Genomic DNA, 18,364 nt, shown 5'->3' on the forward strand with positions numbered 1-18,364 from the left:
TTTGATTTATGTGAGTGCAGTCACTTGAATGGGCCGCACCGACATAGCCACAACGAGGTGACCATGACCCATTCAGCCCCGCCGGTTTCCGATGTCGATCTGTTCGACGACGCGATTCTGGTCGATCCGTATCCGACCTATGCCGAGTTGCGCGAGCTCGGCAGCGTTGTTCATCTGCCGAAGAACGAGGTGTATGCGCTCACCCGCTACGACGCCATCCGGTCGGCGCTGGGGGACTGGGAGCGTTTCTCCTCGGCCGGCGCCATCGGGTTCAATCCGGCGGTCAACGAGGCGTTGACCGGGACCTCGCTGTCCTCCGATCCGCCCGTGCACACGCAGTTGCGCGCCGCGCTGACGGCGAATCTGTCGCCGCGGGCGCTGCGCGGGCTGAAGGACGGCATCGACACCAAGGCCGACGTGCTCGTCGGGCAGCTGGTGGAGCAGGGGTCGTTCGAGGCGATCGACGCGCTGGCCAGGGCCTTCCCGCTGGCGGTTGTGGCCGATCTGATCGGCTTCACCGGGCGCGCCAGGGAGAACATGCTGCGCTGGGGGCAGGCGGCGATGCAGGTCATCGGGCCGATGAACCAGCGGACCGCCGAGAACTTCCCGATCGCGGGCGAACTGTACGAGTGGTGCTCGACGGTCACCGCCGAGGATCTGACACCGGGGTCGGTCGGGCGCGGCATCTTCGAGGCCGAGGCGCGCGGCGCCGTCCCGGAGGGCTCGGCCGGGCACATCATCCACCAGTACCTCGGTGCGGGCGTGGATACGACGATGGCCTCCATCGGCAACATCATCGCGCTGTTCGCGGCGCACCCTGACCAGCTCGCGCTGGTGAGGGCGAATCCGGCGCTGGTGCCCGCCGCGTTCAACGAGGTGCTGCGGTACTGGCCGCCGGTCAACGCCTGGGGGCGGCGCGCCACCGAGGACGTGGTGGTCGACGGTGTGCTGATCCCGGCGGGCGCCAAGGTGGCGGTCTTGTTCGGGGCGGGCAACCGCGACCCGCGCCACTACGAGAACCCCGACGAGTTCCTGGTCGAGCGCAATCCGATCGACCACCTCGCCTTCGGTTACGGCCCGCACGGCTGCGCCGGCCAGGGCCTGGCCCGGCTCGAGGCGCACGCCATCATCGGCGCGCTCGCCCGCCGCGTCGAGCGCCTGGTCGCCGGCCCCGAAGTCCGCATTCCGAGCAACATCACCCGCAGCATCGAGGAGCTGCCCGTTCTGGAGGTTGTGCCCGCATGAGAATCGTCCTGGATCGACCGCGCTGCGAAGGCCACGGTCTGTGCGAGGAGGCCGCACCCGACCTCATGCACCTCGACGACGCCGGCGAACTGATCATCGACCGCGAGGAGATCGGCGACGCCGACACCGCGTCGGCCGATGCCGCGGTCCGGATGTGCCCGGTCGCGGCACTGCGGCTGGCATGAGCGGTCAGGTGCCGGAGGGGGCAGCTGTGCGGCGGATTGTGGTGGTGGGCAATGGGATCGCCGGATCGACCGCCGCCGCCGCCCTCCGCGAGGCCGGTTTCGCCGGCGAACTGACCATCGTCGGCGACGAACCGCACGCCCCTTACAGCCGCCCCGCGCTGTCGAAGGCCCTGCTGCTCGCGGGCGAGGGCCTGGCGGCGCACGAGCTGCCGCCCACCACGCACGGCGCGCGGGAACTGCTGGGCGTGCGGGCGAGCGGGCTCGACCCGGACAGGCGGCTGGTCACCCTCGCCGACGGCGCCACGCTGGCCTATGACCGGCTGGTGATCGCCACCGGTTCCCGGGCCCGGCGATTGTCGGATCTGCCCGGCGAATTCACCCTGCGTGGTCTGGACGACGCGCTGGCGTTGCGTGAGCGGCTGGTGGACCGGCCCTCGGTGGTCGTGGTCGGCGGCGGTCCGCTGGGTATGGAGATCGCCTCGGGCTGCCTGGCGGCGGGCTGCCGGGTGACTCTGGTCTCGCAGGGCGTGCCGTTGGTGTCGCAGCTGGGCGACTACCTGGCCGGCGTGTTCGTCCAGGCCGCGTTGGAGCGCGGACTCACCCTGGTGGAGACCGGTTCGGCACGTATCGAGGAGCGGGCGGGCAAGGCGCGCGTGGTCCTCGACCACGGCGCCGTGCTCGCGGGCGAGCTGGTGGTCAGTGCGGTCGGCGACGTCCCCAACATCGAGTGGCTGGCGGGGTCCGGTCTGACGACCGGCGGTGTCGTGCGCGTCGATTCCCGCGGCCTGGCACGCCCGGACATCGCGGCCGTCGGCGACCTCGCGGCCTTCCCCACACCCTACGGCCTACGCCGGATTCCGTTGTGGAGCAGCGCGATCGAGCAGGCCAAGGTGGCGGCCGCGGCGCTGATCCGAGGCGAGTCGGCGCCCTCGCTCGACTTCCAGCCGTACTTCTGGACCGAGCAGTTCGGGTTCGGGCTCAAGGCGGTGGGCCACCTGCCGGTCGAGGGCCTGCCCGACTTCGTGGAGGGCGAGCCGGGCGGTCCCGCGCTGATGCGCTGGTCGCACGGGGACGACACCGGCGTGGCGGCCGCGCTGAACTACCGCATCCCGATTCCCCGGCTGCGCAGGCTGAGCAAGGCGGCCGCGTAAGGTTCCCCGGCATGAGCGAGGAGGACACGGGCACCGCGAGTACGGGCTTGGATCGGCTGGCGTCGGTCAACCTGAATCTGCTGGTGCCCCTTCTCGCGCTGCTCGAGGAACGCTCGGTGACCAGGGCCGCCGAGCGCGTCGGGCTGTCGCAGCCCGCGATGAGCCACGCGCTCGGGCGGATGCGGCGGCTGTTCGGCGACGACCTGCTGGTCCGGCAGGGCAGCACCGTGGTCCTGACTCCGCGGGCGGTGCAGTTGATCGCCCCGTTGCGGGCGGTGCTGCGCCAGACCGCGGACGTGGTGAACTTCCCCGGCTTCGATCCGGCGAGCGATCGCCGGGTGATCACCGTCGCCATGACCACCAGCACGGCCTTCGTGCTCGGCCCGCGCCTGGCGCGCCTGATCGGCGAGCGCGCCCCGCACGCCACTCTGCGGGTGCGCGCCATCACCGTGCCGACCGAGTCTACCTTCACCGAGAGCGGCGTCGACGTGGTGCTCGTGTCCGAGGCATTCGACTCCCCGTACCCGAGGGAGCGGCTGTACGACGACCGCTGCGTGGTGGTGGTGGGCCCGGACAGCCCGCCGCAGGCGGACGCGCTCGAGTTGATCACCACGCTGCCGCACGTGGTGGTCGACAGCGATCGCCGGGTGTTCCCGTATCCCGTGCTCGACGAGTACGGAACCACCTACCGGGTGGGTATCCGGATCTCCGATTTCGTGCTCGTCCCGTATCTGGTCGCCCAGGCGGGTGGCGTCGCGCTGCTGCGCCATCGGGTCGCGGCGGCCATGCGCGCGCTGGTCGATCTGCGGATCGAGGAGTTCCCGTTCCCGATCCCCGGACTCGGTATCGACATGGTGTGGAATCCGCATCTGGGCGACGAGCACTTCATCGCCTGGCTGCGCCAGATCCTGTTCGACGCCGCCAGACCCGCGCCGTGAGTGGCCTGCTCAGTGCCTGCCGATGGCGCCGAACCAGCTCTCGGTGAGCACGTCGAGCATCTGCTCGCGGTCGACGCCCCAGCGGCCGGGCGTCCAGTTCCTGGCCACGTGATCCAGCTCGGTGATGGCCAGCACGCTGCGGAAATGTCGTGTAGCGGCAGGGAACCGGTCGGCGCGGTCGAGGCCGTCGACGATATCGCTGGTGCTCTCGTTCAACCACTCGTCCATCAGTGCGCGGATGTCCGGGTCGACGGCGGCGGCTTCGAAGGCCGTTGTGGTGTAGGGCCGTATCGCATCCCAGCGTTGCGAGGTGGCGTCGAGCCAGGCGCGGATGCGTCCGCGTGAGCCGTCCTCGACCACCGAGACCAGTTCGCGTGCGGTGGAACCGTGTTCGGCGGAGGGTACCCGGTCCAGCGCGGCGTTGAGCCGTTCGGTGATCAAGGCCTTCATCAAGTCGACCTTGGAGGGGAAGTAGGCGTAGAAGGTCACGCGTGTCGTGCCCGCCGCCGAGGCGATGTCCTCGACCTTGGTCGCGCCGTAGCCCTTCCTGACGAACAGGTCCAGACCGGCGTCGAGCAGTAGGTTCCTGGTCATCTCCCTCTGGGCCTCGCGCAGTGTCGCCATGGATGCCAAGGGTAGAGCACGGCGTTCGTCGTGCGATCCGGGCGATCGCGACGTGTACGCGCCGATCGCTTCGCTGACAGTGCGTCGAGCCGCCTCCGACCTGTGGATATGCCCGCCTCATCGGCATGGCGACGCGCGGCGAACTTTCCTTTACGAATAAGATGCTTGCTTGACATGATGTAAGCCGATGTGGCACCGTGCATGGTATCGGCGTGATCGCAGTCACGTGCTCGGCCCGGTTGTATGGCCGGGTGGGTTGTTCAGGGCGCCAGGCGGCCCGACGAGGAATACATCGACGCGAGGGCGTCGGCATCGAAAGGAAATGCCAGTGAACGGCGACCGGACCGCTGTGAGCAAAACCGTGCACACCGTGCTCGGCCCTGTCCCCGCCGGCGAACTGGGCGTCGTCGCCGTGCACGAGGCGCTGCTGTCGGTGGTGCCCGGCGCGGAGTACGCCTTCGACATCACCATCGACCGCGCCGAGATCTTCGAGATCCTCGCCGGCAAGCTCCGGGAATTCCGCGCCGCGGGCGGCGGGACCATCGTCGATGGCACCGGCATGTTCCACGGCCGCGACGTGCGGCTGTACGAGACCCTCTCCCGCGCGACCGGCGTGCACATAGTCGCCTCGACCGGCATGGGTCCCGAAGCGCTGCTCGGCGGCTACTTCCTGACCCCGCAGACCAACCCGCCCACCCCGTGGCCCGCGGAGAAGTTCGCCGACCTGTTCACCAAGGAGATCACCGAGGGCATGGTGGTGCCCCGCGTCGAGCGCCGCGGCGCCGCCGGTCTGGTGACCACCACCGCCACCCGTGAGGGCATGACCGCCACCGATGAGAGCCTGTTCCGCGGCGCGGCGCGGGCGGCGCTGGCCACCGGTGTCGCGCTGTCCATCCGCTACGGCGCCGACGCCGTGCACGACCTGGACGTTGTGCTCGACGAACAGCTGCCCGCCGACCGCGTGCTCGTCGGCGGCCTGGATCGCAAGGACGCCGTCGCCGAGGGCGTCGCCCTCGCGATCGCCCGCCGCGGCGCCTACGTCGCGCTGGACAACATCGGCACCGAAGGCGACGAGCACGTCACCGACGCCGAGCGCGCCGCGCTGGTGCGGGAGCTGATCGAGGCCGGGCACGTCGATCGAATCCTGCTGTCGGCCGATGCCATCGGCGTCGCCAAGGGCGGCCCCGGCCGCGACCTGCCCTACAGCCACGTCCTGACCGCGTTCGTTCCCCAGCTCACCGCGCAAGGGCTCGCCGAGGCCGACGTCCGGCGCATCCTCGCGGACAACCCGCGCGAGCTGCTGTCGGTGCGCTGACCGCGCGATCCCCACGACCCGCGAGTCCCGCGGGTCCCGCCGAGCAAAGAACCCCGAACTTTCGGAGAAGGTGAATGTTGTGTCGAGAGTGAACACGGTCCTGGGGCCGGTCCCGACCGAAGAGCTGGGCATCGTGGCGGTCCACGAGCACATCGGATACGGCATGCCGGGCTCCGAGCTGGACACCCGGTGGTGGAAGACCCCCGAGCAGCGCTACGAGGAGACCGTCCCCAAGCTGCGCAAGTTCCACGAATACGGCGGTGGCACCTTCGTCGACGTGACCGGCATCTGCAACGGCCGCGACGTCGACTACTACAAGTCGCTGTCGGCCAAGACCGGCGTGCACATCGTGGCCTGCACCGGCTTCGTCGGCGGCGACACCGCGCTGCCGTTCTTCGAGCGAGCGAGCGTGGAGTACCTGACCGGCCACTTCGTGCACGAGATCACCGCCGGCATCGGCGACACCGGCAGCCGCGCAGGCGTCATCAAGGTCGGTGTGAGCCGCGGCGGCCGGATGACCGAGCTGGACAAGCGCATCTACCGTGCCGCCGCCCGCGCCGCCCGTGACACCGGCGTCCCGATCCTGACCCACCTGGCCATCGACGCCGAGAACGCCATCGCCATCTTCCGCGAGGAAGGGCTGGCGCTGGACCGCGTGCTGTTCGGTCACGTCGACGACGGCGTGAACGCCGAGAAGACCCGCGACACCTGGATCGCCGAGCAGGGCGGCCGCGTCGGCTTCGACACCTTCGGCTACGAGACCGAACTCGAGGACCCGCCGTTCTGGGCGCGCCCCCGCAAGGAGCGCCTCGACCACTTCCTGCGCTTCCTCGCGGCAGGTCACCTGGACAAGGCGCTGGCCTCGGCCGACGCCAATTGCAGCCCGCTGGGCTGGCCCGGCGTGAAGGGCCACACCGTGAACTACATCTTCGAAGACCTGATCCCCGACCTGCGCGCGGCCGGTCTCGACCAGGCCACCATCGACACCGTCTTCGTCGACAACCCGGCCGCCTTCCTGTCCATCCAGAACTGAGCTCCACCCGGCCGATCCCCCGGCCACCCACTTCGGCGCAAATCCGTTACGGCGCAATGTCGCGCCCGCCCAGAGAGAAGAACCATGCACCCGTCGGATCTGAAGAACCTGAAGATCGCCATCGCAGGCGCGGGCTACGCCGGTGCGGCGGCAGCCAAGGCGCTGAGCCTGCTCGGCGCCGACGTCACCGTCTACGAGCAGGCCACCGAGATCCGCGAGGTCGGCGCGGGCATCGGCCTGCGGCCGTCCACCATGGACCGTTTCCGGCAGTGGGGGATCTTCGACGCCATCGCGAAGGTCAGCTCGCCCAGCGACTACTTCGAGATCCTCACCGCCACCGGTGAGCAGATCATGCGCGACACCTGGCCGGGCATCGAGGACTACGCCGAGCCCACCACGACCCACCTCGTGCATCGCGGTGACTTCATCGACGCGCTGCTGGGCGTGCTGCCCGAAGGCATGGTGCGCCTGGGCCACAAGCTCGAGCGCATCGAGGACCGCGGTGACCGCTGCGTGCTGAGCTTCGCCAACGGGGAGACCGTCGAGGCCGATCTGGTCGTCGGCGCGGACGGCATCAAGTCGGTGGTGCGTCAGCAGGTGTTCAGCGACAAGCCCCCGGTGTTCTCCGGCGAGCACGCCTACCGCGCGGTCCTGTCCGCCGACGACGCCTACGGTATGGTCGTCGACGACAACCTGCGCATGTACATCGGCCGCGGCACCAAGGTGTACCTGCTGCCACTGCGCCATCGCGGCCAGGTGTCCTTCGACATCACCGCGCTGTGCCCGGACAGCACCTGGGCGCCGAAGATCACCAAGGACGACATCCTGGCCACCGTGGCCGGTTTCGACGAGCGCATCGTCAACATCGCCCGTGATCTGGACATGGACACCGTCAATGTGCGCGCCGTCTACGACATCGACCCGGTCGACACCTGGCACTCGGACTCGGTCGTGCTGGTCGGCGACGCCGCCCACTCGATGCTGCACCATCAGGGCCAGGGCGCGAACTCGGCCATCATGGACGCCGGCGCGCTCGCCGACGCGCTGCGCGACGCCGACTCGGTGCCCGAGGCCCTGGCCGCCTACCAGGCGAACCGCAAGCCGGTGACCGACGAACTGCAGCGCATCTCCCGCCAGGGCTGGACCGAGGAAGAGGTCGAAGAGGTCTTCCCCGGTCAGAAGACCCCCGCCACCGCGAAGTAAGGACCAGGTCAGCCGCATGCCTCTGCATCCGAAGATCGCCGAGATCCTCGCCACCCTGCCCGTCCCGCCGCCGGGACCGCTGGACCCGGTCGCCCTGCGCGCGGGCGAGGAGTCCGAGGTGCCGCCGCTCGACCAGCGCCTGCCGCTGCACGCCGTCGAGGACACCGTCGTGCCCACCGAGGCGGGCGAGGTGCCGGTGCGCGTCTACACCCCCGCCGAAGCCGACACCTACGGGCTGCTCGTGTACTTCCACGGCGGCGCGTTCTTCCTCGGCAGCCTGGAGACCCACGACCACATCGCGCGAAACCTGGCGAAGGAGACCGGCTTCCGCGTGCTCTCCGTCGGCTACCGCCGCGCACCGGAGGCGGCCTTCCCCGCCGGGCTCGAGGACTGCTACGCGGTGGTGCGCTGGGCGGCCGACAACGGCGAGCGGCTGGCCTGGAACGGCGAAACCCTCGCCCTCGCCGGTGACAGCTCCGGCGGCACCTTCGTCGCCGCGGTCACCGCCATGGCCCACGACGCGGGCTTCGACCGCATCACCCACCAGGTGCTCTACTACCCGTCCCTGGACCTGGACTTCGACGTCGACCGGTACGCCTCGCTGCGCGAGAACGCGAAGGGCTACGGGCTCGAGACCGAAGGGCTGAAGCCGTTCAACACCTTCTACCTCGACAGTGGCGCCGACCCGGCCGACCCGCTGGTCTCGCCGATCAAGCGGGCCGACCTGAGCGGCCTGCCGTCCGCGCTGATCGTCACCGCCGAGTTCGACCCGATGCGCGACGAGGGCGAGCTGTACGGCGAGCGGCTGGCGCAGGCGGGCGTCGACGTGACGGTCAGCCGGTACGAAGGCGCGGGTCACGGCTTCGTCCAGCACTTCTCATGGCTGCCGGAGTACCAGCGGGTGTACGCGGAGACCGCGGCCTTCCTGAACCGGGGGAAGTGAGCGCCGTGACATCCGAGGTCGCGATCCACCCGCTGGTCTCCCCCTGGGGCCGGTTCGGGCTGTACAGCTTCTTCATCGACGCGCCGGAACCCGCCATCGTCGACACCGGCATCGCCTCCTCGCCCGCCGAGGGCATGGCTCCGGCGCTGGAGCGGCTCGGCCGCCGGATCGAGGACGTGCGCTGGATCCTGTTGACGCACGGGCACATCGACCACGTCGGTGGCGCGCACGCGCTGTGGGAGCTCACCGGCCGGCGCGCGCAGGTGGTGATCCACGAGGCCGACGCGCCCATGTTGCGGTCGCGGCAGGCGCACGTCGAGGAGTACGTGGCCGGGCGCGGGCAGTACCTGAACGACCCCGAGGGCGTCGCCGGGCAGGTCGCGGTGGTCAAGGCGGTGATCTCCGGCGAGATGGAGCCGACCGTGCTGGTGCGCGGCGGCGAAACCCTGTCGCTGGGCGGGGGAGCGACGGTGTCGGTGCACTCGATCCCCGGCCACACGCCGGGCTCGGTCGCCTATGTCGTCGAGGGGCAGAACGACGCTTTCGTCGGCGACGCGGTGCAGGTGCACGGCGCCGCCAACGGCTTCCCCGGTTTCGTCGATCCCGACGCCTACCGGGAAAGCATCCGGTACCTGCGCGACGAGATCGACCCGCGCCGTTTGTATCTCGGGCATCCCTACCGTCGCATCGACGGGCGGCCCTACGGCGTGGAACTGGACGCCGAGCAGGCGCGTGAGGCGCTCGACCAGAGCCTCGAGGTCGAGGGCCGGGTCGGCGAGTCCGCCCACCGGTGCCTGTGCGCGGGCCTGCCCGCCACCGACTCGGTGTACTCGCCGTTCGCGAGCGTGGCCGAGGACCTCGGCTACGACGGCGATCCGACCCTCGAACCATCGCCGTTCTTCACCTCCCTGCACGGCTACCGCACGCGCTTCGCCCGGCAGTCCTGAAACACCTACCGAACAACCCTTATCCCACGGAAAGGCAGTCGCAGGCTCATGGCCGACCTGGAAACGTTCGACGCCGGCGGGCAGATCATCCATATCCGCAAGAATCTGCGCGTTCCGATGCGCGACGGCATCGAACTGGCGGCCGACGCCTACCACGGCGTCGCGGACACACCGCGCCCGGCGCTGGTCGCGCTGAGCCCCTACGGCAAGGAACTGCAGGCGCTTGCGCTGACCATGCCGCCGCAGCGGCGCCCCAGCCCCATGTGGGACGGCTGCATCGAGGCCGGTGACATCGCCCGCGTGGTGGCCGAGGACTACGTGCACGTCATCGGCGACCTGCGCGGCTCGGGCCACTCCGGCGGCGAGCACATCGGCAACTACAACGCCGGTGGCGTGTCGCTGGGTCAGGACGCCTACGACTTCATCGAGTGGGTCGCCGCCCAGCCCTGGTGCGACGGCAATGTCGGCATGATCGGCATCTCCTACTTCGGCTCCATGCAGGTGCTGGCCGCGGCCGAGCGCCCGCCGCACCTGAAGGCGATCTTCGTCTCCGGCGGCCACTACGACTTCTACGAGACCACCTACCACGGTGGCGTCATGTGGTTCATGCCGCGCGCCGCGCGTGAGGGCCGCGGCGGCGACTCGGGCTGGGCGTTCACCGACCGCGTGAAATCGCGCATGCTCGAGACCTATTCGCCCGAGCAGATCCAGAAGCTGGTCGCCGAGCGCCTGCAGGACCCCGACGTCGCGGCCTGGCCGAACCTGGTGCACGTGCTCAACTACCCCAAGCACCACGAGGCCTGGTTCGACATCGTCATGAACCACCTCGACGGCGAGTGGTACGAGGAGCGCAACCCGGTCACCCTCGCCCCGGACATCGACATCCCGGTCTACCTGCAGATCGACCAGGGTCGCGGCTGGACCGTGGACGGCACCATCGAGCTGTACAACCGGCTGAAGGGGCCGAAGAAGCTCGACATCGGCCCTTACCCGCCGATGCAGTCACGGCCCTTCATCGAAGAGCACGACAAGATGTTCCGCTGGTACGAGTACTGGATCAAGGGCATCGACAACGGAATAATGGACGAGCCCGCGGTGAACGTCTTCGTCGAGGGCACCCGCGAGCACGTCACCGGCGACCAGTGGCCGCCCAAGCAGGTCGAGTACCGCTCGCTGTACCTGCGCACCCGCCGCAAGCTGGCCTTCGAGTACGAGCCGCTCGGCGTGGAGTACGCCGCGCCGGACGGGTTCTACCAAGCGCCGCTCACGGTTACCGACAAGGTGGAGATCCTGAGCTGGAGCACCGCGCCGTTCGACGAGCCCACCGAGATGATCGGCCAGGGCGCGGCGCGCATCTTCGCCGAGGTCGACCAGCCCGACACCAATTTCATCCTGCGCATGTGGGACGTCGCCCCGAACGGCAAGCGTCAGCTGATCACCACCGGCTACCTCAAGGCCTCGCATCGCGAGCTGGACGAGCGCAGCACCGAGGGCAACCCGTACCACCCGCACACCCGCGCGGTGCCCGTCGAGCCGGGCACGATCGAGGAGTACGTGCTGCGGCTGTACCCCTTCGCCGCGACCTTCCTGCCCGGACACCGGCTGGTGGCGGAGCTGTCCAACAACGAGCCGCTGGCCGACGACCACAACGCGCTGCTGCCGCCGGACGCCTTCCACCTGCCGGTGGGCCGCCCGGTCACGCACAAGATCTACCGCGACGCCACGCACCGGTCCCGGCTGGTGCTGCCGTTCACCACCCGCGCCGCGAACCAGGAGCTGCACTGATGGCCTTTCTCTACGCCGCCGCGCGCACCCCGTTCGGCCGGTTCAACGGCGCGCTGGCCGAGGTGCGCCCCGACGATCTCGCCGCCACCGCCATCCGGGGCGTGCTCGGCAAGGCGCCCACGCTCGACCCCGCCGCCATCGGTGATGTGGTGTGGGGTAACGCCAACGGCGCGGGCGAGGACAACCGCAATGTCGGCCGGATGGCCGCGCTGCTGGCCGGGCTGCCCGTCTCGGTGCCGGCCACCACCGTCAACCGGCTGTGCGGTTCCTCCCTCGACGCGGCGATCATGGGCTCGCGCACCATCGACACCGGTGACGCCGACATCGTGCTCGTCGGCGGCGTGGAGTCGATGACCCGCGCGCCGTGGGTGCTGCCCAAGCCGGATCGCGCGTTCCCGGCGGGCAATGTCACCGCGGTGTCCACCACCCTCGGGTGGCGGCTGGTGAACCCGCGCATGCCCGCGGAGTGGACCGTCTCGCTGGGGGAGTGCAACGAGCAACTGCGCGAACGGTTCTCGATCTCCCGGGCCCGTCAGGACGAGTTCGCCGCCCGCTCGCACCGGCTCGCGGCCGCCGCCTGGGACGAAGGCTTCTACGACGACCTGGTCGTTCCCGTCGAGGGCGTGGAACTGACCCGCGACGAGAGCCTCCGCGCCGATTCCACGGTGGAGAAGCTGGCCGGGCTGAAGCCCAGTTTCCGCCGCGACGGCTCGATCACCGCGGGCAATGCCTCCCCGCTCAACGACGGCGCCTCCGCCCTGCTGATCGGTTCCGAGGCCGCCGATTCGCGGATCGGCCCCGACCCGATCGCCCGGATCGCCGGGCGTGGGGTGTTCGCGCTCGAGCCGCGGGACTTCGGTTACGCCCCGGTCGAGGCCGCGAACATGGCGCTCGAGCGGGCCGGTATCGGCTGGGAGCAGATCGGCGCGGTCGAACTCAACGAGGCCTTCGCGGTGCAGTCGCTGGCCTGCGTGGACGCCTGGAAGATCGATCCGGAGATCGTGAACGTCAAGGGCGGCGCCATCGCCATCGGCCACCCGCTCGGCGCCTCGGGCGCGCGCATCCTCGGCACACTCGCCAAGGTGCTCGTCGAGAAGCGTGAACGTTACGGCCTGGCCGCCATCTGCATCGGCGTCGGCCAGGCGCTGGCCGTCGTCCTGGAGAATACGGGGGCGACGGTATGACCAGGGCACAGATCCTCGACAGCGCCGACGAGGCCGTCAGCGTGGTGCGTGACGGCGACACCGTGCTCGTCGGCGGCTTCGGCTTCGCGGGCATGCCGTTCGACTTGATCGACGCCCTCATCCGGCACGGCGCAGACGACCTCACCATCGTGTCCAACAACGCGGGAAACGGCGAGGTCGGCCTGGCGGCGCTGTTGAAGACAGGGCGGGTGCGCAAAGTGGTGTGTTCGTTCCCCCGGCAGGTCGACTCCTATATCTTCGACGACCTCTACCGGCGCGGGGCGATCGAGCTCGAGGTGGTGCCACAGGGCAATCTCGCCGAGCGGATGCGCGCCGCGGGCGCGGGCATCGGGGCGTTCTACTGTCCGACCGCGGTCGGCACGCCGCTGGCCGAAGACAAGGAGACCCGCACCATCGACGGCCGCGACTACGTGCTCGAGTACCCCATCAAGGGTGACGTGGCCCTGATCGCCGCCCACACCGCCGACACCATGGGCAACCTCGTCTACCGCAAGACCGCCCGCAACTTCGGACCCGTCATGGCCACCGCCGCCACCACCACCGTCGTGCAGGTGTCCTCGATCGTGGACGCCGGACAGCTCGACCCGGAGACCGTGGTCACGCCGAGCATCTACGTCGACCGGGTGGTCCGGGTCGAGGCCCGCCACTACACCGTGGAAGGAGCGCGCTGATGCCGCTGGAGCCCGACAGCCTCGCCGCGCGGCTGGCTCGCGACATCGAGCCGGGCAGCTACGTGAACCTCGGCATCGGCCAGCCCACCAAGGTGGCCGACCATCTGCCCGCCGAACTGGGGGTCGTGCTGCATACCGAGAACGGCATGCTCGGTATGGGCCCGGCCGCCGTGGGCGACGAGATCGACCCCGACCTGACCAATGCCGGGAAGGTTCCGGTCACCGAACTGCCGGGCGCGGCCTACTTCCACCACGCGGACTCCTTCGCCATGATGCGCGGCGGCCACCTCGACGTCTGCGTACTCGGCGCCTTCCAAGTCTCGGCGAACGGCGACCTGGCCAACTGGGACACCGGCACACCCGGCTCCATTCCGGCAGTCGGCGGCGCGATGGATCTGGCCATCGGCGCCAAACGCGTCTACGTGATGATGACGCTGTTCGCCAAGGACGGCAGCCCGAAGATCGTGCCCCGCTGCACGTATCCGCTCACAGGTCTCGCCTGCGTCGTCCGGGTGTACACCGACCACGCGCTGTTCGAGATCACCCCGGACGGCGTCGCGGTGCTGGAAACCTTCGGTACATCGATCGACGAGCTACGCGAGCGGCTGGAGGTTCCGCTGCTCGACGCCCGGCCCGGCAGTTGCAGTTGACGAACACGAACTTGCCACGAGGGTCGGCCAGGCGTTGTCTTCGACGGCAGATTCCAGTGTCGGACAGGCGCCCTGGAGGTCGTCGGGGGTGGCGAGCTTGTTGCCCATGACGGACCGGATCTCGGCATCCAGCCGGTTGTAGTCGGCGGGGCCCCATGGTTCCAGGGGCGGGTGGGGGTCGGTCGTGATCTCGTCGGTGTCTTTGATCTCGATCACCACCATGATCGGCATGTGGCCAGGATTCTGGTCCGACCAGGCCTCGAGATCGGCGAGGGCGAGCGAGTAGCAGTGGTGGAGATGTGCCCATGTACGGCTGAGTCCCCTACCTCCGATGCTCACAGAACTACTTCGCTCCCATGGAAGCTGTGCCACTCAGCGAAACATGGCCCGGAGGTAGTCGGGCTACTCGGTACTCGTGCCGGCTGCCCGATCTCGGTGCCGTTCGCGCTGGAAACCGATCTCCCTGCAGCGCAACGCACCTGTGCGCCGCACGTGATGCCGCTGAATGAGATCGGGCCGGGACGGCAGTGCATTAACAGTGTGTCTTACATGGGTGTAAGAGGATGTCTTGCGTGGAGAGTTTCTCGTAGCAGGTGAGAGCTGAGGCGAGTTGTAGAAATGCTGCGAAGAGATGGCCGTGGCGTTCGTAGCGGATTGTCAATCGCCGGTATCCGGTCAGCCAGGCGATCGTGCGCTCGATCTTCCATCCATGCCGGCCCAGCCTCGTGGGATCCTCGATCCCACGACGAGCGATCCGGGGCACGATCCCGCGAGCACGGAGCCAGCGGCGGTGAACGTCGAAGTCATATCCCTTGTCGGCGCGTAGTTCGGCAAGTTTCCCGCGGCGCGGTCCGCGCCGCGAGCGCACCCTCGAGATCAGTTCGACCATCGGTTGCAGCATCACCGAATCGTGGGTGTTCGCGGCGGAAACGCCGGTGACCGGCGGTATCCTGTTCGCGTCCGAGATGATGTGGATCTTGGAGCCTTTCTTGCCGCGGTCGACCGGGCTGCGGCCGGTCGATGATCCCCCTTTGCGCTCGTACGCTCGCCGCGTCCAGGATCGCCGCGCTCCAGTCGAGGTCACCGGCGGCTCCGAGCCGGTCGAGGATCTTTCGGTGAAGCGCGTCGAAGACCCCGGCATCGGCCCACACCATGAACCGGCGATGCGCGGTCGGGACGCTCACCCCGAACGACGGCGGCAAATGCCGCCACGCGCATCCACTGGTCAGCACGAACACAACCGCGGTGAACACCGCCCGCTCGTCCACCGGAGCGGTCCCTCCGCCCTGCGGTCTGGGCGTGAACTCGGGCAGCAGGGATTTCACGATGTTCCACAACGCATCCGGGACCAGTCTCTGAGCAAGCCTGTCGACCACGGGTCACGTCATGCCGGACAACGAATTACACCTACGTAAGACACACTGTTAGTACTGCAACGACATCCACAACCACGCAGGCACGTTACCCGAACCGAGTGTCGTTGCAGTACTTGGTCGTCTCGACCGAGCAAAAGCATATGCGGCATCGCAGGTTGATGGCATCGGGATTCCATCGCGAGCGTGTCGCGGGATATGTCGGCATCGTGGCGGACAGCAACACGCCGAATACGGGGCGAAAGGGGAAGAGCACCAGGATATCGTCTCGATGCTCATCGCGGTCCGATTCGACGACGGCAGCGGACTCAGCGACCGCGATATCCGGGACGAAGTCATGACGATCTATGCGGCGGGCTGCGAGACGGTCTCCAATACATTGGCCCTCGCCTTCTACGAGCTCGGACAGCGACCGGATCTGCGCGAACGGCTGGAACGCGAAGTGACCGACGTCCTCGGCGGCCGTCCGGTGTCCGCGGAGAACATCCGTGATCTCGTTTTCACGGAGAAGTTCGTCACCGAAGCATTGCGCCGCTATTGCCCGCCCTGGCTCGGGATGCGCGAGACAACCGCGGATATCGAACTCGGTGGGGTGGCTATCCCTTCGGAGGCGACGCTCATCTACTCGACATACGCACTACACAACGATCCGAAATTTATGCCTACCCCGCGGTGTTCGACCCGGACCGCTGGACACCGGAGTACCGCAAGGAGCTGACCGCAGCGGTGCGTTCCAGCCTTTCGGAATCGGCAACCGCAATTGCAGCGGGGAACCTTTCGCGTGAATGGAGGCGACGGCGGTCCTGGCGACGGTTGCCGAGCGGGTTCGCCTGGAGCCGGTGCCCGGCGTGCCCGTGCGTGAGATCGCTGCGGCCACTGTGCGACTCGACCGGCTACCGATGCTCGTGCACCCGCACACGGCATAGCCGGTCTCCCGATCGGGTGAGCCAGGGTGCCGCGGCGGGAACGAGCGAACTCGGCCGGGGCACTCCCAGGAATGGGGGGTGTCATGGACCACGGTGCCACCATGAACCCAACTGTCCACCACAAAGAGAAAGGCCGGCGATGAGCGGCGTTCCGGGTTTCTCTATCGATATTCCGGTGAGCCGGACGAGTCGATGAACCTGCCCAACAGTGACCGCGCCCCGTCCAGTACAGAGCCGGACGACCCGCCCGATGTGAGTTTCAGCCTGGGCGGCGAACAGGTGCGCAAGGACTCGGCCGAGCAGGCCGAGGAGCTGACCCCCCGGATCGCGCGCGAGCTGGCGGCGATGGCACCGCAGGGGTGGACCCGCGCGGACGCGATCTTCGCGCTGACCGTCGCCGAGGAGGCGGCCGAAGTGGTTTACACCGACGGGGAACGGGCCGTCCGGGCATTGCCGGCTGATTCGACCGTGCGTCTCATGCGCGAATTACGCCGGGTGACAGCACAGTCGGATCGCGGCCCGTGGTTGCGCTCGGTGCTCGAATTGACCAGCGCGGGTGACCTGACCATCACGTACGACTATGGCGACCGGCCGTTCCCGCCGGGGCAGATCTTCCCCGTCGAAGCGTACCTGGCCGACCTGGAGGCGTTTCCGCGTTCGAGTCTGCCGATCTGGCTGGCCGCGTACATGCGGCACGACCAACGGCAGGTGCGCACGCCGAAACAGGCCGCCACCGCCCCGGCCACCGGGGCGACAACCACCGATCTACTCCCGCCGCTGCCGGTGTTGTGGGCTCGGTGGGCGATGCTGGCCGCCGCCGCGGCGGCGACCGGGGCCGAGCACGGGCCGCGGATCGCGCCCTCGGTGGGAATCTACGAAGACGGCGACCACAGTGGTGCCACGCTGTGCCTGCTGTCGGGAGGCCGGGCCGTACTTTCGGGTGGCCGGGCGGACGATTCCCGATTGTCCGCGGCGTACAACGATCTCGCCGATCTGCCCGATCTGTACCGGGGCGCACCGAGTTGGGTTACCGCTGAGGTGGTGAACTCGCGGGCGGCCACGGGCCTGCTCTCCTTCTGCTATTGGTGGCAGGCCGGACGCTGGTGGCTCGGCGAATCGCCGGAACCCGGCCCCGACGCTATCGCTGTACCCGATATCTGGCTCGAGGACGTGGTGGTCGACCGGGTGATCGAAATGACCGGCGTGCGCGGGTCCGCGGCGGCCGCCCGAGAACTACGGGTAGCAGCCGAGACCGTGATCGGGGCGGCGGAATCCGGTCTCGTCACACGCGAGGCTTTGGCGGCACTGTTCTGGGAGCCGGAGCGTTTCGACGTGGATTCGGCGTTCGCGCATTTCGATACCGCGGGCCTGGCAGCTGTGCTATTGACGCCGCTGCCCGCAGCGGAAGCCGTGGCCCTGGTTCGACATCACATTCTGGAACGCGGTCTGGAAACGCCCGGCTATCAGGTTTCCGCGTTGGTGGCCGAGCGGGTCAGTGTCGGATGGATCGTGCACGCGCCTCCGCCCGAAGGACAGGTCATGCTCGGGCGGGCGGTCTTCTACGTCGCCGACGACGCGGTGCTGGAACGCTCGTCGTCGTCCGTATCACCGTCGGCTTACCTCCCGGGGTTCGAAAGCCGCTTCCAGCAGCGGCTCGGCGCGGTGGGATGAGCGAGTACCGAAGGAGTAGTCGTGCCGAATGAACATGTGAAGGCGCGGTTCGACGATATTCTCGATGGCTTCCGTCGCTCGATGGACGAGCTCTCGGTGATCAGACGGAAACAGGCGGAGCTGACCGCGTCCGGGCACGCCGCGGATAAACGGGTGACGATCAGTGCCGACACCCAGGGTCGGATCGTCTCGACTCGGTTCAGCGAAGACATCGCCGATCTCGACTACGACGAAATCGCCGAGGCCGTCACCACCGCGGGTCGGGCGGCTCAGGACGCGCTGGCCGTGCAAACAGAGGAGATCGTGCGGCCACTGCGCGAGCAGCAGGGACGACTGCCCGAGATCACGGACCTGGTGGCCGGGTTGGCGGAAGCCGAATCGTATGCGTCGGCGCCGCTGCCGGGGGCGGAGTCGCCGAGGGATGGCTCCGAACCCGGCGCTGTGCCCGGCAGCGCGACCTCCGGCCCGGAAACCGGGGTCCGCGAATCGCTGTGGTGAA

19 protein-coding genes are annotated in these 18,364 nt (G+C 68.8%); 16 read left to right on the forward strand and 3 right to left on the reverse strand.

The features are described from left to right. Positions 1–63: 63 nt before the first annotated feature. From ACYR7D_RS18090 to ACYR7D_RS18105, 4 genes are read left to right on the forward strand one after another with little or no spacing between them, the layout of a single operon-like run. On the forward strand, positions 64–1,245 hold the full coding sequence (locus tag ACYR7D_RS18090) for a cytochrome P450 (RefSeq protein ID WP_459550207.1): 1,182 nt from the start codon (positions 64–66) through the stop codon (positions 1,243–1,245). Then, positions 1,242–1,430 carry a ferredoxin gene (locus ACYR7D_RS18095; RefSeq protein WP_459545750.1) on the forward strand — a complete coding sequence of 63 codons (189 nt, stop codon included), beginning with the start codon at positions 1,242–1,244 and terminating at the stop codon, positions 1,428–1,430. The genes ACYR7D_RS18090 and ACYR7D_RS18095 overlap by 4 nt, the downstream gene beginning before the upstream one ends. After that, positions 1,427–2,581 (forward strand): NAD(P)/FAD-dependent oxidoreductase, encoded by a 1,155-nt coding sequence (locus ACYR7D_RS18100; RefSeq protein ID WP_459545751.1) that lies wholly within the window; start codon positions 1,427–1,429, stop codon positions 2,579–2,581. Before ACYR7D_RS18095 ends, ACYR7D_RS18100 begins: the two co-directional genes overlap by 4 nt. Before the next feature lie 11 nt (positions 2,582–2,592). Continuing rightward, entirely contained in the window at positions 2,593–3,519 is a 927-nt protein-coding gene (locus ACYR7D_RS18105) for a LysR family transcriptional regulator (protein WP_459545752.1), read from the forward strand. A 9-nt stretch (positions 3,520–3,528) separates the two neighbouring features. Here ACYR7D_RS18105 and ACYR7D_RS18110 read toward each other — a convergent pair whose 3' ends face one another. Continuing rightward, positions 3,529–4,143, reverse strand: coding sequence for a TetR/AcrR family transcriptional regulator (locus tag ACYR7D_RS18110; RefSeq protein ID WP_459545753.1), 615 nt, complete (start codon positions 4,141–4,143; stop codon positions 3,529–3,531). 322 nt (positions 4,144–4,465) lie between these two features. Here ACYR7D_RS18110 and ACYR7D_RS18115 point away from each other — a divergent pair, with 322 nt between their 5' ends. From ACYR7D_RS18115 to ACYR7D_RS18155, 9 genes are all read left to right on the forward strand, one after another. Next, positions 4,466–5,458, forward strand: a complete 993-nt coding sequence (locus tag ACYR7D_RS18115; protein ID WP_459545754.1) for a phosphotriesterase family protein — start codon at positions 4,466–4,468, stop codon at positions 5,456–5,458. A gap of 79 nt (positions 5,459–5,537) precedes the next feature. Continuing rightward, positions 5,538–6,491, forward strand: coding sequence for a phosphotriesterase family protein (locus ACYR7D_RS18120; protein ID WP_459545755.1), 954 nt, complete (start codon positions 5,538–5,540; stop codon positions 6,489–6,491). A gap of 84 nt (positions 6,492–6,575) precedes the next feature. Continuing rightward, positions 6,576–7,694 (forward strand): FAD-dependent oxidoreductase, encoded by a 1,119-nt coding sequence (locus tag ACYR7D_RS18125; RefSeq protein WP_459545756.1) that lies wholly within the window; start codon positions 6,576–6,578, stop codon positions 7,692–7,694. Between the two features lie 16 nt (positions 7,695–7,710). Beyond that, complete coding sequence (locus tag ACYR7D_RS18130) at positions 7,711–8,637, forward strand: alpha/beta hydrolase (RefSeq protein ID WP_459545757.1); 927 nt, start codon at positions 7,711–7,713, stop codon at positions 8,635–8,637. A gap of 5 nt (positions 8,638–8,642) precedes the next feature. Continuing rightward, entirely contained in the window at positions 8,643–9,584 is a 942-nt protein-coding gene (locus tag ACYR7D_RS18135) for an MBL fold metallo-hydrolase (protein ID WP_459545758.1), read from the forward strand. 48 nt (positions 9,585–9,632) lie between these two features. Further along, positions 9,633–11,369, forward strand: coding sequence for a CocE/NonD family hydrolase (locus tag ACYR7D_RS18140; RefSeq protein ID WP_459545759.1), 1,737 nt, complete (start codon positions 9,633–9,635; stop codon positions 11,367–11,369). Continuing rightward, the gene (locus ACYR7D_RS18145; protein WP_459545760.1) at positions 11,369–12,553 is read left to right on the forward strand and encodes a thiolase family protein; all 1,185 of its coding nucleotides are present in this window, start codon (positions 11,369–11,371) and stop codon (positions 12,551–12,553) included. The genes ACYR7D_RS18140 and ACYR7D_RS18145 overlap by 1 nt, the downstream gene beginning before the upstream one ends. After that, on the forward strand, positions 12,550–13,245 hold the full coding sequence (locus ACYR7D_RS18150; protein ID WP_459545761.1) for a 3-oxoacid CoA-transferase subunit A: 696 nt from the start codon (positions 12,550–12,552) through the stop codon (positions 13,243–13,245). The genes ACYR7D_RS18145 and ACYR7D_RS18150 overlap by 4 nt, the downstream gene beginning before the upstream one ends. Next, positions 13,245–13,895 (forward strand): 3-oxoacid CoA-transferase subunit B, encoded by a 651-nt coding sequence (locus tag ACYR7D_RS18155; RefSeq protein ID WP_459545762.1) that lies wholly within the window; start codon positions 13,245–13,247, stop codon positions 13,893–13,895. Before ACYR7D_RS18150 ends, ACYR7D_RS18155 begins: the two co-directional genes overlap by 1 nt. Here the strand turns inward: ACYR7D_RS18155 and ACYR7D_RS18160 are convergent. Further along, positions 13,839–14,267 carry a Ca2+-dependent phosphoinositide-specific phospholipase C gene (locus ACYR7D_RS18160; RefSeq protein WP_459545763.1) on the reverse strand — a complete coding sequence of 143 codons (429 nt, stop codon included), beginning with the start codon at positions 14,265–14,267 and terminating at the stop codon, positions 13,839–13,841. The genes ACYR7D_RS18155 and ACYR7D_RS18160 overlap by 57 nt on opposite strands. 160 nt (positions 14,268–14,427) lie before the next feature. Continuing rightward, a protein-coding gene (locus tag ACYR7D_RS18165) for an IS5 family transposase (RefSeq protein WP_459545764.1) occupies positions 14,428–15,271 on the reverse strand; the annotation gives its coding sequence in 2 pieces (ribosomal slippage) (positions 14,428–14,929 and positions 14,928–15,271; 846 coding nt in all). 193 nt (positions 15,272–15,464) lie between these two features. On the opposite strand from ACYR7D_RS18165, the gene ACYR7D_RS18170 reads away from it, so the two are divergent. From ACYR7D_RS18170 to ACYR7D_RS18180, 3 genes are all read left to right on the forward strand, one after another. Next, positions 15,465–15,986, forward strand: a complete 522-nt coding sequence (locus ACYR7D_RS18170) for a cytochrome P450 (RefSeq protein WP_459550208.1) — start codon at positions 15,465–15,467, stop codon at positions 15,984–15,986. Positions 15,987–16,386: 400 nt separating this feature from the next. Continuing rightward, positions 16,387–17,865, forward strand: a complete 1,479-nt coding sequence (locus ACYR7D_RS18175) for an antitoxin YezG family protein (RefSeq protein WP_459545765.1) — start codon at positions 16,387–16,389, stop codon at positions 17,863–17,865. A 21-nt stretch (positions 17,866–17,886) separates the two neighbouring features. Beyond that, on the forward strand, positions 17,887–18,363 hold the full coding sequence (locus ACYR7D_RS18180) for a YbaB/EbfC family nucleoid-associated protein (protein ID WP_459545766.1): 477 nt from the start codon (positions 17,887–17,889) through the stop codon (positions 18,361–18,363). The last annotated feature ends 1 nt before the right edge of the window (position 18,364 follow it).

The sequence above is a fragment of the Nocardia sp. X0981 genome (assembly GCF_977089955.1).